This window comes from Pantoea sp. AG702, assembly GCF_003182295.1.
Taxonomy (GTDB): Bacteria; Pseudomonadota; Gammaproteobacteria; order Enterobacterales; family Enterobacteriaceae; genus Pantoea; species Pantoea ananatis.
The window spans coordinates 1-13,390 of the sequence record NZ_QGTU01000005.1; the positions used below are offsets into that span (position 1 = coordinate 1).

Genomic DNA, 13,390 nt, shown 5'->3' on the forward strand with positions numbered 1-13,390 from the left:
GCGACTATGCCGCGCAACAGGGTTGGCAGCTTCAGACACTGCTGCGTGAAGAACAGGGCGCCTTACCCATCACCCTGTCGGGCAATGCCGACGCATTCTGGCAGCAGCGCCCCTTGGCCTGTAGTGGATTACGTGCCGGTCTGTTCCATCCTACCACCGGCTATTCACTGCCGCTGGCGGTTGCCGTGGCCGACCGCCTGAGCGCACTTGATGTCTTTACGTCGGCCTCAATTCACCAGGCCATTACGCATTTTGCCCGCGAGCGCTGGCAGCAGCAGCGCTTTTTCCGCATGCTGAATCGCATGCTGTTTTTAGCCGGACCCGCCGATTCACGCTGGCGGGTTATGCAGCGTTTTTATGGTTTACCTGAAGATTTAATTGCCCGTTTTTATGCGGGAAAACTCACGCTGACCGATCGGCTACGTATTCTGAGCGGCAAGCCGCCTGTTCCGGTATTAGCAGCATTGCAAGCCATTATGACGACTCATCGTTAAAGAGCGACTACATGAAACCAACTACGGTAATTGGTGCAGGCTTCGGTGGCCTGGCACTGGCAATTCGTCTACAAGCTGCGGGGATCCCCGTCTTACTGCTTGAACAACGTGATAAACCCGGCGGTCGGGCTTATGTCTACGAGGATCAGGGGTTTACCTTTGATGCAGGCCCGACGGTTATCACCGATCCCAGTGCCATTGAAGAACTGTTTGCACTGGCAGGAAAACAGTTAAAAGAGTATGTCGAACTGCTGCCGGTTACGCCGTTTTACCGCCTGTGTTGGGAGTCAGGGAAGGTCTTTAATTACGATAACGATCAAACCCGGCTCGAAGCGCAGATTCAGCAGTTTAATCCCCGCGATGTCGAAGGTTATCGTCAGTTTCTGGACTATTCACGCGCGGTGTTTAAAGAAGGCTATCTGAAGCTCGGTACTGTCCCTTTTTTATCGTTCAGAGACATGCTTCGCGCCGCACCTCAACTGGCGAAACTGCAGGCATGGAGAAGCGTTTACAGTAAGGTTGCCAGTTACATCGAAGATGAACATCTGCGCCAGGCGTTTTCTTTCCACTCGCTGTTGGTGGGCGGCAATCCCTTCGCCACCTCATCCATTTATACGTTGATACACGCGCTGGAACGTGAATGGGGCGTCTGGTTTCCGCGTGGCGGCACCGGCGCATTAGTTCAGGGGATGATAAAGCTGTTTCAGGATCTGGGTGGCGAAGTCGTGTTAAACGCCAGAGTCAGCCATATGGAAACGACAGGAAACAAGATTGAAGCCGTGCATTTAGAGGACGGTCGCAGGTTCCTGACGCAAGCCGTCGCGTCAAATGCAGATGTGGTTCATACCTATCGCGACCTGTTAAGCCAGCACCCTGCCGCGGTTAAGCAGTCCAACAAACTGCAGACTAAGCGTATGAGTAACTCTCTGTTTGTGCTCTATTTTGGTTTGAATCACCATCATGATCAGCTCGCGCATCACACGGTTTGTTTCGGCCCGCGTTACCGCGAACTGATTGACGAGATTTTTAATCATGATGGCCTCGCAGAAGACTTCTCACTTTATCTGCACGCGCCCTGTGTCACGGATTCGTCACTGGCGCCTGAAGGTTGCGGCAGTTACTATGTGTTGGCGCCGGTGCCGCATTTAGGCACCGCGAACCTCGACTGGACGGTTGAGGGGCCAAAACTACGCGACCGTATTTTTGAGTACCTTGAGCAGCATTACATGCCTGGCTTACGGAGTCAGCTGGTCACGCACCGGATATTTACGCCGTTTGATTTTCGCGACCAGCTTAATGCCTATCAGGGCTCAGCCTTTTCTGTGGAGCCCGTTCTTACCCAGAGCGCCTGGTTTCGGCCGCATAACCGCGATAAAACCATTACTAATCTCTACCTGGTCGGCGCAGGCACGCATCCCGGCGCAGGCATTCCTGGCGTCATCGGCTCGGCAAAAGCGACAGCAGGTTTGATGCTGGAGGATCTGATTTGAATAATCCGTCGTTACTCAATCATGCGGTCGAAACGATGGCAGTTGGCTCGAAAAGTTTTGCGACAGCCTCAAAGTTATTTGATGCAAAAACCCGGCGCAGCGTACTGATGCTCTACGCCTGGTGCCGCCATTGTGACGATGTTATTGACGACCAGACGCTGGGCTTCCAGGCCCGGCAGCCTGCCTTACAAACGCCCGAACAACGTCTGATGCAACTTGAGATGAAAACGCGCCAGGCCTATGCAGGATCGCAGATGCACGAACCGGCGTTTGCGGCTTTTCAGGAAGTGGCTATGGCTCATGATATCGCCCCGGCTTACGCGTTTGATCATCTGGAAGGCTTCGCCATGGATGTACGCGAAGCGCAATACAGCCAACTGGATGATACGCTGCGCTATTGCTATCACGTTGCAGGCGTTGTCGGCTTGATGATGGCGCAAATCATGGGCGTACGGGATAACGCCACGCTGGACCGCGCCTGTGACCTTGGGCTGGCATTTCAGTTGACCAATATTGCTCGCGATATTGTGGACGATGCGCATGCGGGCCGCTGTTATCTGCCGGCAAGCTGGCTGGAGCATGAAGGTCTGAACAAAGAGAATTATGCGGCACCTGAAAACCGTCAGGCGCTGAGCCGTATCGCCCGTCGTTTGGTGCAGGAAGCAGAACCTTACTATTTGTCTGCCACAGCGGGCCTGGCTGGGTTGCCCCTGCGTTCGGCCTGGGCAATCGCTGCGGCGAAGCAGGTTTACCGGAAAATAGGTGTCAAAGTTGAACAGGCCGGTCAGCAAGCCTGGGATCAGCGGCAGTCAACGACCACGCCCGAAAAATTAACGCTGCTGCTGGCCGCCTCTGGTCAGGCCCTTACTTCCCGGATGCGGGCTCATCCTCCCCGCCCTGCGCATCTCTGGCAGCGCCCGCTCTAGCGCCATGTCTTTCCCGGAGCGTCGCCTGAAGTTTTGACAGGGGCGGCGCATAGAGGAAGCCAAAAGAAACACAACCTTCTTTGCCCCTGACGGCGTGATGCATACGGTGCGCCATATACAACCGTTTGAGGTAGCCCTTGCGTGGAATATAGCGGAATGGCCAACGTTGATGCACCAGCCCGTCGTGCACCATAAAATAGAGTAATCCATACGCCGTCATACCTGCGCCAATCCACTGGAGCGGCCACATTCCTGTACTGCCCAGATAAATCAGCAGGATCGATAATGCAGCAAAAACCACGGCATAAAGATCGTTAACTTCAAACGCACCTTTACGCGGTTCATGATGTGAAAGATGCCATCCCCAACCCCAGCCGTGCATGATGTATTTGTGTGCCAGTGCAGCAACCACTTCCATGCCAATCACGGTAACGAAAACGATCAGGGCATTCCAAATCCACAACATAATTTCTCCGGTAGAGACGTCTGGCAGCAGGCTTAAGGATTCAATTTTAACAGAGATTAGCCGATCTGGCGGCGGGAAGGGAAAAAGGCGCGCCAGAAAGGCGCGCCAGGGATCAGAAGTCGGCTTTCAGAACCACACGGTAGTTGGCTTTACCTGCACGAACATGGTCCAGTGCATCGTTGATTTTCGACATCGGGAAGTACTCCACTGTCGGCGCAATATCTGTACGGCCAGCCAGCTTCAGCAGTGAACGCAGCTGCGCAGGTGAACCGGTTGAAGAACCCGTCACGGCGCGGTCGCCTAAAATCAGGCTGAAAGCCGGCACGTCAAACGGCTTCAGTACGGCACCAACGGTATGGAACTTACCGCGAGGCGCCAGGGCCGCAAAGTAGGGTTGCCAGTCGAGATCGACGGCGACCGTGCTGATAATCAGGTCAAACTGGCCCGCCAGGCTTTTTAAAGCTTCCGGATCGCGGCTGTTCACCACATGATCGGCGCCCATATCCAGAATAGCCTGCTTCTTATTGGCCGAAGAACTGAACGCCGTCACTTCTGCGCCCATCGCGTGCAGAATCTTAATGGCGATGTGGCCCAGACCACCAATACCGATCACGCCGACGCGGCTCATCGCGGTAATGTTATGCATAAGTAAGGGTTTAAAGACGGTAATCCCACCACACAGCAGAGGACCGGCCGTGGCCGCATCCAGCTTTTCAGGTAATGGGATAACCCACTGCCAGTTGGCGCGCAGTTTGTCAGCAAAGCCACCATTGTTGCCAATTGTGGTTGTGGTGCCATTGGCGCAGTTGACGTGATCGCCGCTGATGCAGGGATCGCAATGCTGGCAGCTCTTGGCTGTCCAGCCGATGCCCACGCGCTGTCCCACTTTCAGGCCTTTCGTTTTGGCACTTTCGCCAAGCGCAGCCACGCGTCCAATCACTTCATGACCGGCAACAACGGGATACGCGGAAATTCCCCATTCGTTATCGATCATCGACAGATCTGAGTGGCATACGCCGCAGTATTCAACTTCAACTTCTACATCTTCAGCGTCTAACGGGCCGGGATCATAGTCGTAACGCTCCAGTGCTTGTCCCGCCTGCATGGCTGCGTAACTCTTAATTGTCATTCTGTACCTCATTTAACGCGTTGTTTTGGCGGTCAGCGTATTTGCAACTGTCACGAACTGACCGCCGCCAAGATGATGTAAAGTGTGTAGCGCTGAGTTGCTGTCATCGAAATGCCAGCGACCGTCGTAAAAAACCCGATTGTCTGCCGCAGCGGTGACCACTTCACCAAACAGCGTGTCGTACGCCTGCTGCGCTTCGGTTTCAGGTAACAGACGGCATTCCATCCACGCTACACAGCTCTCCTCCAACAGAGGCACACCGAAGTGTTGACTCTCGCTGGCCTGAATATTAAAAGCCGCAAATTTATCCTGATCGCGCCCGGTCGTGCTGCCAACGGCATAAGCCAGATCGACAAATTGCGCGGCAGGGACACAAATACCAAATGCACCACTGGCTTCAATCAGCTCACGTGACCAGGTCGATTTATCCACAATAATCGCTACCCGCGGCGGCGAAAATTCGACGGGAACGGACCAGGCTGCGGCCATGATGTTGCGACGCTGTGACTGACTATCCCGACTGGTTATTAATATAGTCGGTCCGTGGTTCAGCAAACGGCTTGCGTGTTCCAGCGCGACAGGACGAAAGTGCGACATTCGAAAATCCTTAATGACTGGGTCAGGCAATATAACGCCAGTACACCGGGTTTGCAGGTTGATGAACCCGGTACTCTAGCGGTTTTTATCTCAGATGAACTTGCCGCTTTGTGCCTTAGCTTGACAAAATAGTGTTTAATATCATGATTTAACAATCTTGAAATTTTAAACAGGTTGCACGACAAGCGGAACCGCTGAAGGGATAATTTTAGTTCGGTTTGGTATGAAAGATGAGAAATAAGACTAATCCTTATCAGGCTGCATTCACGGCTGCTGGCAGGATCACCTGGCAGAATAAGCGTAAGTTTGTCACAGTCAGTGAAGCAGAATTTTAACCATCGTAACGGGAGTTGCTATGAACAATGACAAGCTACAGGTCGAACCTCTTGTCTGGGGACAAGGTCCACAGGTGTTTGAGGTTTTTATCGAACCCACCTGCCCTTTCTCTGTACGCGCGTTTAACAAATTCGATGCGCTGTTAGAGCAGGTTGGTGAAGATAAAATGACACTCAAAATTCATCTTCAGTCGCAGCCCTGGCACATGTACTCTGGCGTAATCGTGCGCTACATCCTCGCGGCATCGGTAGAAAGTAAAGCGGCGGCTAAAGCGGTTCTGCAGGCCGTTGCCGATCATCGGGAAGCCTTTGAGTTTACAGACCATTGTCGTGGTCCAAACCGAGACGTTACGCCTAATCAGCTTCTCGCCAGACTCAGGGAGTACAGCGGCGTCGATGCTTATGCGGCATTTGACCGGCCTGATTTGCAAAACCTGATCAAATGGCACTGTAAATATGCCCGCCAGAACGGTATTCATGTTTCTCCCACCTTTATGATTAATGGCCTGGTGCAGCCCGATATCGGCAGTGGTGATACGGTTGATGAGTGGGCAAAACGTATTCTGGCCTGACAGACTTGCTGCCCAAAAGCAGCCATTCAGGCCCTGCTGTAAAAGGACTTAATATGACGATGACGCTTGAACAGATTAAAACGAAATACCCTGACGCGCTGGCCTGGTCGTTTGGCGATTCACCCGATCTGGCCAATGAACTGGCCACGTTGGTCCTTACCGGCAAAAAAATCGCCACCTGCAGTTCTCTGCAAGGCTGGTATGAAGATGACGTGAAACCGCAACCCGGCGGCTATAGCATCATCTTAAACGGCGCGGACAATCCGGTTTGCGTCATCAGGACGACGGGGCTCTTTGTGACACGCTTCGATCGCGTTACGCCGGAGATGGCCATGATGGAAGGCGAAGGTGACCTGAGCCTTGAGTACTGGCAGCGTGAACATCAACGCTTTTTTCAGCGTAACGGGGGTTTCAGTGCTGAAATGGAACTGATATTTGAGACCTTTCAGCTTATTGAAGTCATCTGAATCAGCCGTTAATCCGCACGCTATCCGGATTAACGGCCTAAATCACGCAGTGCATACCAAAATCAGCCCTGCTCACTCAGTACAGGATCCAGTAGCGAAGTGCCATAGGAGTTATCCACGGTGCAGCGCCACTGGTTATCGCTTTCCAGGCGAAATACATAGGTGGCCCGGCGGGTGCTTTCTACGGACTGTCCCTGCCCATCGGGATAGCGCAGCACAGTTTCCATAATCACCAGCGCGGTGCCTGCGCCCTCAATGACCTCCATCCTGCCCTGCTCTACCACCAGCTGATGCTGAAAATAATTTGCAATCGCTTCAAAGGCGCGACGAATGGCTACGCGACCCGTAACGGTCATTCCGGGCTTCACAACCAGGCTGGCATCGGCAGCATAGTGTTTCATCAGGGCATCATAATTACCGGCTGATATCGCCCGGTCGCATAACCTGACAACCTCTAAAACGGGATGGTCATTCATCAGCTCTTCCTCACACATAGCGGGTGTGCTAAGTATATCGCCATCAATGTTAAAAAGGAGTTATGTATGTTTAGCCATATGGTTGTTGGTACGGATAATATTGAGCAAGCTAAAAAATTCTACGATGCTGTTTTTGCTGTGATCCGTTGCGAAGATCAGGGCATTGATGCCCTGGGTCGCCCTTTTTACGTTAAAAATCACCAGCGTTTTATTATCACTCAGCCCATTAATGGCCAGCCCGCGACCTTTGCCAACGGGGGTACCATTGGCTTTACCATGGCCTCCTCTGAAGACGTTTTCAACTGGTATCAAAAAGGTCTCGAAAACGGCGGGACATCGGCTGAAACACCGCCTCATTTCAGAGAGACGGATGGAAGATGCGTCGCCTATCTGCGGGATCCAACCGGCAATAAGCTGTGTGCTTTTTATAATCCGGCATAATTTTTTGACGAATTTGGTGTGCGCCTTGAAGCGCTCCCAAAAGCCGGTGGCGGATGGAGATTAACCTGACAGGGTTTCTGCCTGCGCTTCTACCGATTGCCCTTTCTCCCGGCGCGAGTTTCACGCTGGCGATGAACAGCGCGCTTACGGCTGGCCGCAGGGGGCTGGTGAAAACGTTGCTTGGTACCGCGCTGGGTATTTATACGCATGCTTTGCTGATCGGTCTGGGCCTGTCGACAGCGCTGGTTGCGTCCCCCGCGCTGTTTGCCCTGTTAAAAATAGCTGGCGTACTTTACCTGTTCTGGCTGGGCGGCCTTTTATTTATCACTGGCGTCAGGACCACGGCATTCGTGCTTAAGACAACGGGTAGCGCAATTACCGTTAAAGGTGCGTGGCTGGCTAATGTCGCTAACCCCAAAGCTATCCTGTTTTACCTGACGGTGGTTTCACAGTTTGTTGGCGACAGGGCCGGTATTGATGCCTTTCTGACGCTGGCAACAGTGCACATTGTCGTGATGAGCCTGTGGTTAGCGCTCTTCAGCCAGGCGCTGGTCTTCTCGGCGCAAAAAATCAATCCTGTCGCGCTGAAACGCTACGTCAATATCGGTGGTGGATTACTGCTTATCGGCATTGTCGTACGCACTCTTAACGCCTGACAGGTCTTTCGCCACCGACTCTCATACTTAAACAAGGAATACGGGAAAAATGATGGCACCTGTTCAGCACTGGCATAACGGCGAGTATGCCGTTACGACGGATAAGTCGCAGATGGATATCGGGGCAATACACCGTTACCTCACCCGTTCAAGTTGGGCAGCGGGAATTGATTACGCCACGGTCGCGCGGTCAATTGAAAACAGCCTGAATTTTGGGCTTTTTCATCAGCAGCAGCAGATTGGCTTTGCGCGATTCATTACTGATTACGCGACCTTTGCGTACCTGTGCGATGTCTATGTACTTGAAGAATGCCAGGGCAAAGGACTGGGCGGATGGCTGATCGAATGCTGTCAGTCACATCCCGTGGTTAACACATTGCGCCGGCTGTTGCTCTTCACCTCAACCGCGCCCTGGTTATATCAAAAATTTGGCTACCAGCCGGTAAACAAACCCGACTATGCCTGGACAATCACCCGGCCCGATATTTATCAGGCCAACCGCGATGCCCAGACGTGATCAGCCGCCTGTATTACCGATCTGCAATAATCGCCAGCCGCTGGCAGCCACGTGCCTCCAGGGCCAACGCGACCTGAGCAGCACGCATGCCGCTGGCACAGACCAGAACAATGCGTTTATCCGCGGGCGGCTGCCAGCCGGCAATGTGCTGTGGCAATATCCGCTGTGCATACTGGCTGACACTGACAGGTGCTTCCTCTGTCCCCCGTAGATCCACCACACAGTCATCGGGGGTCAGCAAAGCAGGATCGATAAACGGGATGCCGGCCTTTTTGGGCTCAGGCGCATTATCGAACCGGAACTGACGCAGTTGCCATGAGACAAAATCACAGTTGATCATGCAGCCCAGTGGTGAGGGCGACAGGTGCAACAGAATGCTGAGCGCCATCTGCGCCTGTAAGGCGCCAAGGGTGGCAACCGCCGGGCCCAGCACGCCTGCGGTGTTACAGTTACCTGAGGCTTTGGGTAATTGTGGGAACAGTGCGCGATAGCTGGGCGCGCCGCCGCAAAAACTGCCTGCATAACCCTGTCGCCCCAGCACCGAAGCGCAAACCAGCGGTAGGTTACGGGCAAAGCAGCTGTCGGAAAGCAGATAAGTCACCGCGAAGTTATCCGCAGCGTCGATAACCAAATCAATATCCACCAGTGCTTCTTCAATACGACTTGCCTGTAACGCTACGGGATGTGCTTCAACCACCGTATCAGGATTACGCTGTGCCAGCGCACGTTGGGCGCAAAACACCTTCGGCTCGCCAATATCGGCAGTCGTAAATAGCGTCTGACGATGCAGGTTATGCAGCGCCACGACGTCGTCGTCATAGAGCCGGATATAACCGATGCCAGCGCCCGCCAGGAGCGGTAATAACGTGGAAGCCAGTCCACCCGCGCCAACCACTAAGACGCGGGCAGCGGACAAAGCCTGCTGCCCCTGCTCGCCCACTTCTGGCAGCATTGTCTGTCGTTGATAACGTGCCATATCTGCTCCTTAGCGAAATTGCGCCAGCCCGAAAACGGGCGTAGAGGCGGCAGCCATGTCGCGACGCTCCATCATGCCAGCCTGACGTGCCTGATATCCCGCTTCAATGGCGCGCGCAAATGCGCCAGCCATGCGAACCGGATCGCTGGATTTCGCCACGGCGGTATTCAACAGCACAGCATCAAACCCCAATTCCATCGCCTGAGCCGCCTGGCTCGGCGCACCGATCCCGGCATCAATAATCAGTGGAACGTCCTTAAACCAGGCACGCATCGTCCGTAAGCCCTCGATATTGCGTAATCCCTGGCCTGAGCCGATAGGCGCCCCCCACGGCATCAGCACTTCACAGCCCGCGTCCAGCAGTTTCTCGCCCACAATCAGATCTTCTGTGGTGTAAGGGAAAACGTGGAAACCCTCTGCACACAAAATACGTGCTGCTTCGACGAGGGCAAAGGGATCGGGCTGTAAGGTATCGGCATGACCGATCACCTCAAGCTTGATCCAGGACGTGGCAAACAATTCCCGCGCCATATGCGCAGTCGTCACGGCTTCTTTCACCGTGTGGCAGCCTGCGGTATTGGGTAAAACGCGTTTATTTAAGGTTTTCAGGAGATCGCGAAAGGCTCCGCCCTGGCTTCCTTCACGACGCAGACTCACCGTAATAATCTCGGCGCCGGATGCGCCAACGGCCTGTTGCAGAATATCCGGCGAGGGATAACCTGCAGTACCCAGTAAAAAACGTGACTGTCCGCTAAAGTCATAAAACATCGTTAGCCTCCCTGCATCGGCGATAACACTTCAAGACGACAACCCGCCACAAGCGGCTCTGAGGAATAACGCTCCCGGGGAACAAATTCGCCGTTCACGGCACTGGCGACACAGCCAGCATCGATATGTTGTTCCACGAGTAATTCAGCCAGCGTGCGGGCTTCGGTTTCAATAGCAATGCCGTTCAGTTCTATTTTCATCGCACTCCCTTGGACGTCAGTTGTTGCATAAGCTTCTCGGCCATCATCGGGGCCAGCAGGAAGCCGTGACGGTACATGCCGTTAATGGAAAAAATGCCATTTTCATAACGCACTTCGGGCAGATTGTGGCGGTAAGCCGGACGCAAACCTGTGCCGCTTTCAATAATGCGTGCTTCGGCGAGGGCGGGATGGATGCTGTAGGCTGCGCTTAACAGTTCCATCATAGCGCGCGCGCTGATTGGGCTGTCATCCTGGCTTTCGACCATGGTCGCGCCCAGCATAAAATGCCCCTGAGCCCTGGGCACCAGATAACAGGGAAAACGCGGGTGCAGCAGGCGAACAGGACGGGAAAACGTTATTTCGTCGGTGTGGAGAATAACCATTTCACCGCGCACGGCACGCAATTCCGGTTGGGATTGCCGGGCATGAATACCCCGGCAATCGATAATTTTCCCGCTGGGTTTACCCGGGTGAAACCGGACACCCGCATTCAGTAAACGCGTTTGTAATTGTTGCATTGCCAGCCGGGGATCAAGATGACCTTCTGCGGCAAAGAACAAGCCACGGGCAAAACGGTCTTCCAGCGCAGGTTCAATCTCTGCTGGCGTCACCCACTGATGTGATGAGGTCATGTTAGCGAAACGCGTTAACTCAGCACTGTCGCGCGGGGGCGCAATCACCAGGGTACCCTGCTGTTCCACGCCGCTGACCCGGGCCGACCACCATGCCGCAGCATACTGACCCCAGTCAACGACCTGCTGTGGCGCACTTTCCGCTTCGCACCAGGGCGCCAGCATACCGCCAGCCCAGTGCGATGCCGCGCGGCAGTCCGGTAAGGTAATGATTTCGACAGGTTCACCCTGCTCCGCCAGTAGCGTGGCGATACACAATCCGGACACGCCGCTGCCGAGCACTGACCAGCGGCTCATTGCCAGCCAACCTGACAGGGTAACATCAGAAACAGGATTTTCACTTTGGCCTCTCTGTTAACAGTCAGAGACCCGTGATACAAGAAGGGAAAAAGCATGAGCCCGGCAAAAGCAGACTCTGCGGCAAGTATCTGCCTGTGGCAAAGATACCCGTCTTCCTACGCCAGTATCAACTGGGTCAGGTTCTAAGGGTCGCTAAGCCGCGCATTGCGCTATTAGCCTCTCAGTCTCTTTGGCGAGACTCCCCTGACGGGTTCTAGTTTTATTTTAAGCCGCGCCTTACGTCAAGGCTGATGCAGCAATTTGTCGTTAGCGACTAAGGCACATTCAGGTAACGCAGCAGAGCGGTCATACAGGCTGCGCCCAAAATGATGACGATCAGCGGCGCCCTGCGCCAGGCGAGAATAATGGCAAACGACACGCCCAGCAGCCTTGCCATCCCGGCAAAATGCTGACCTTCGAACAACGTGGTGGTGGCTGCAACGGCCAGTAACAGTACCGTGGCCGCATCGGATAACACATTTTGCGTGCGCTCACTGACAGGCAACCGGTTACCCAGTTTGACGCCCGCATAACGAATGGCATAGGTTCCGGCAGCCAGCAAGGCAATACCTGCAATTATCATCGGATGATTCATTTACGCGATCTCCACGTAAGCAGCCCTAACAACGAAAACAGAACAGGCATCCCTGCTGGAACAAATGGCGTGACCGCCAGCGACAGCACGGCGCCGGTAGCAGCAGGAATGCGGGTTCGGGGTTTGCGTAACGCCGGGAAGATGAGTGCGATAAGAATGGCGGGAAACACGGCATCCAGACCGATAACGGAAATATTCGGGATAAACTGGCCAATCGCGGCCCCGAGCATGACGGTGAACGGCCAGATCAATCCGATACCGATGCCGCACAGCCAAAACGCACTGCGGCGTTGAGCCAGCTGCGGCTGAGAGATGCCGAACACCACACTTTCATCGTTCATAATGTGACAGCCGAGCGCCCCCCGCCAGCCTCTGCCCACTAAGTCTTTAACCGCAATGCCAAAGGGAAGATGGCGGGCGTTGACCAGCAAACCTGCCGCCGCCGCGGTTAACGGACTGCCACCGCCGGCAACGATGCCAATAAATAAGAATTCCGATGCGCCAGCCAGCACCAGCGTTGATAACGCCAGCGGTACCCAAAACGGAAAGCCATCAGCAGTGGCGAGCGACCCGTAAGACAGGCCGACAATGCCATCTGCGATACAGACCAGAAAAATTGCTTTTATAACGCCTTTATCCAGCGTGAATTTTTTTGCCAGCATCAACATCGAATCCCATAACGAACGATAAATCCATTATAATGAACATCGGATATGCATTACAAGACGAACGATACGTTCATTTTAACGAACAGGAAAAGTGATGAGCACGCCCATTGATATCATTGCCCGAGGTTTAGTAAGAGAACGCCTGCGTGCCGGCCTGACGCTGGCTGAAGTTGCTCGCCGGGCGGGGATTGCAAAATCGACCCTGTCTCAGCTTGAAGCCGGTAACGGCAATCCGGGTATTGAGACGTTGTGGTCGCTGTGTGTCGCGCTCAATATTCCATTTGCACGCCTGATGGAGCCGGAAACGAACCGGTTACAGGTTATTCGCCGCGGAGAAGGCCCCGCGGTGGCTGCTGAGCAGGCTGATTACAAAGCCGTCTTACTGGCAACCTGTCCACCGGGCGCGCGACGGGATATCTATCTGCTGCACATACAGCCCGGCAGCGAACGCTGCTCACAGCCGCATTCACCGAATACCATCGAACATTTAATTTTGACGCAAGGGCGCGCAGAGGTTGGGCCGGTTGATTCACCCGTTGAGCTTGAGGTAGGCGATTACATCAGCTACCCGGGCGACACTGAGCATATTTTTCGTGCGCTTGAGCCAGATACGCTGGCTGTGCTGGTCATGGAGCATGTGTGAAGG

At 54.2% G+C, this 13,390-nt stretch carries 19 protein-coding genes and 1 riboswitch; of the genes, 9 read left to right on the top strand and 10 right to left on the bottom strand.

Annotated elements, in window-relative coordinates; genetic code table 11:
* The 3 genes from crtY to crtB all read left to right on the top strand — a co-directional run.
* Positions 1–494 (top strand): lycopene beta-cyclase CrtY (crtY, locus tag DFO57_RS14575; RefSeq protein WP_110015461.1); only part of this gene is annotated, 494 nt, incomplete at its 5' end.
* An 11-nt stretch (positions 495–505) separates the two neighbouring features.
* A complete protein-coding gene (locus DFO57_RS14580; protein ID WP_110015462.1) occupies positions 506–1,984 on the top strand; it encodes a phytoene desaturase in 1,479 nt (492 codons plus the stop codon).
* Positions 1,981–2,910, top strand: a complete 930-nt coding sequence (gene crtB, locus DFO57_RS14585) for a 15-cis-phytoene synthase CrtB (protein WP_110015463.1) — start codon at positions 1,981–1,983, stop codon at positions 2,908–2,910. Before DFO57_RS14580 ends, crtB begins: the two co-directional genes overlap by 4 nt.
* On the opposite strand, the gene DFO57_RS14590 is transcribed toward crtB, so the two are convergent.
* The 3 genes from DFO57_RS14590 to DFO57_RS14600 form a co-directional block, all read right to left on the bottom strand.
* The gene (locus tag DFO57_RS14590) at positions 2,849–3,376 is read right to left on the bottom strand and encodes a sterol desaturase family protein (protein ID WP_013027996.1); all 528 of its coding nucleotides are present in this window, start codon (positions 3,374–3,376) and stop codon (positions 2,849–2,851) included. The two genes, crtB and DFO57_RS14590, sit on opposite strands and share 62 nt — an antisense overlap.
* Before the next feature lie 112 nt (positions 3,377–3,488).
* Complete coding sequence (locus DFO57_RS14595; protein WP_014333258.1) at positions 3,489–4,505, bottom strand: NAD(P)-dependent alcohol dehydrogenase; 1,017 nt, start codon at positions 4,503–4,505, stop codon at positions 3,489–3,491.
* Between the two features lie 12 nt (positions 4,506–4,517).
* Positions 4,518–5,102 (bottom strand): flavin reductase family protein, encoded by a 585-nt coding sequence (locus DFO57_RS14600; RefSeq protein ID WP_110015464.1) that lies wholly within the window; start codon positions 5,100–5,102, stop codon positions 4,518–4,520.
* Positions 5,103–5,457: 355 nt separating this feature from the next.
* On the opposite strand from DFO57_RS14600, the gene DFO57_RS14605 reads away from it, so the two are divergent.
* Positions 5,458–6,009, top strand: coding sequence for a thioredoxin domain-containing protein (locus DFO57_RS14605; RefSeq protein WP_110015465.1), 552 nt, complete (start codon positions 5,458–5,460; stop codon positions 6,007–6,009).
* A 53-nt stretch (positions 6,010–6,062) separates the two neighbouring features.
* Positions 6,063–6,476 carry an ASCH domain-containing protein gene (locus DFO57_RS14610; RefSeq protein WP_019105889.1) on the top strand — a complete coding sequence of 138 codons (414 nt, stop codon included), beginning with the start codon at positions 6,063–6,065 and terminating at the stop codon, positions 6,474–6,476.
* Between the two features lie 62 nt (positions 6,477–6,538).
* Here the strand turns inward: DFO57_RS14610 and DFO57_RS14615 are convergent, their stop codons facing one another.
* Positions 6,539–6,952: an SgcJ/EcaC family oxidoreductase gene (locus DFO57_RS14615; protein WP_014333262.1), complete on the bottom strand. Its 414-nt coding sequence runs from the start codon at positions 6,950–6,952 to the stop codon at positions 6,539–6,541.
* 66 nt (positions 6,953–7,018) lie between these two features.
* Between DFO57_RS14615 and DFO57_RS14620 the strand changes: the two genes are divergently transcribed.
* The 3 genes from DFO57_RS14620 to DFO57_RS14630 are packed head-to-tail and all read left to right on the top strand — an operon-like array spanning position 7,019 to position 8,566.
* A complete protein-coding gene (locus DFO57_RS14620) occupies positions 7,019–7,393 on the top strand; it encodes a VOC family protein (protein WP_110015466.1) in 375 nt (124 codons plus the stop codon).
* A gap of 53 nt (positions 7,394–7,446) precedes the next feature.
* Positions 7,447–8,049 (top strand): LysE family translocator, encoded by a 603-nt coding sequence (locus DFO57_RS14625; RefSeq protein ID WP_110015467.1) that lies wholly within the window; start codon positions 7,447–7,449, stop codon positions 8,047–8,049.
* A gap of 49 nt (positions 8,050–8,098) precedes the next feature.
* Positions 8,099–8,566, top strand: a complete 468-nt coding sequence (locus DFO57_RS14630; RefSeq protein WP_014333264.1) for a GNAT family N-acetyltransferase — start codon at positions 8,099–8,101, stop codon at positions 8,564–8,566.
* 13 nt (positions 8,567–8,579) lie between these two features.
* Here DFO57_RS14630 and DFO57_RS14635 read toward each other — a convergent pair whose 3' ends face one another.
* The 6 genes from DFO57_RS14635 to DFO57_RS14660 form a co-directional block, all read right to left on the bottom strand.
* Entirely contained in the window at positions 8,580–9,542 is a 963-nt protein-coding gene (locus DFO57_RS14635) for a HesA/MoeB/ThiF family protein (RefSeq protein WP_014333265.1), read from the bottom strand.
* Between the two features lie 9 nt (positions 9,543–9,551).
* Positions 9,552–10,310 carry a thiazole synthase gene (locus DFO57_RS14640; protein WP_013028007.1) on the bottom strand — a complete coding sequence of 253 codons (759 nt, stop codon included), beginning with the start codon at positions 10,308–10,310 and terminating at the stop codon, positions 9,552–9,554.
* Positions 10,311–10,312: 2 nt separating this feature from the next.
* Positions 10,313–10,510: a sulfur carrier protein ThiS gene (thiS, locus tag DFO57_RS14645; protein WP_014598218.1), complete on the bottom strand. Its 198-nt coding sequence runs from the start codon at positions 10,508–10,510 to the stop codon at positions 10,313–10,315.
* Positions 10,507–11,439: an FAD-dependent oxidoreductase gene (locus DFO57_RS14650; protein ID WP_110015468.1), complete on the bottom strand. Its 933-nt coding sequence runs from the start codon at positions 11,437–11,439 to the stop codon at positions 10,507–10,509. Before DFO57_RS14650 ends, thiS begins: the two co-directional genes overlap by 4 nt.
* 138 nt (positions 11,440–11,577) lie before the next feature.
* A riboswitch (TPP riboswitch) is annotated at positions 11,578–11,697 on the bottom strand.
* Positions 11,698–11,755: 58 nt separating this feature from the next.
* Positions 11,756–12,076 (bottom strand): AzlD domain-containing protein, encoded by a 321-nt coding sequence (locus DFO57_RS14655; protein WP_064374308.1) that lies wholly within the window; start codon positions 12,074–12,076, stop codon positions 11,756–11,758.
* Positions 12,073–12,744, bottom strand: a complete 672-nt coding sequence (locus DFO57_RS14660; protein WP_013028011.1) for an AzlC family ABC transporter permease — start codon at positions 12,742–12,744, stop codon at positions 12,073–12,075. The genes DFO57_RS14655 and DFO57_RS14660 overlap by 4 nt, the downstream gene beginning before the upstream one ends.
* A 94-nt stretch (positions 12,745–12,838) precedes the next feature.
* Here DFO57_RS14660 and DFO57_RS14665 point away from each other — a divergent pair, with 94 nt between their 5' ends.
* Positions 12,839–13,387: a helix-turn-helix domain-containing protein gene (locus tag DFO57_RS14665; RefSeq protein WP_072139186.1), complete on the top strand. Its 549-nt coding sequence runs from the start codon at positions 12,839–12,841 to the stop codon at positions 13,385–13,387.
* The last annotated feature ends 3 nt before the right edge of the window (positions 13,388–13,390 follow it).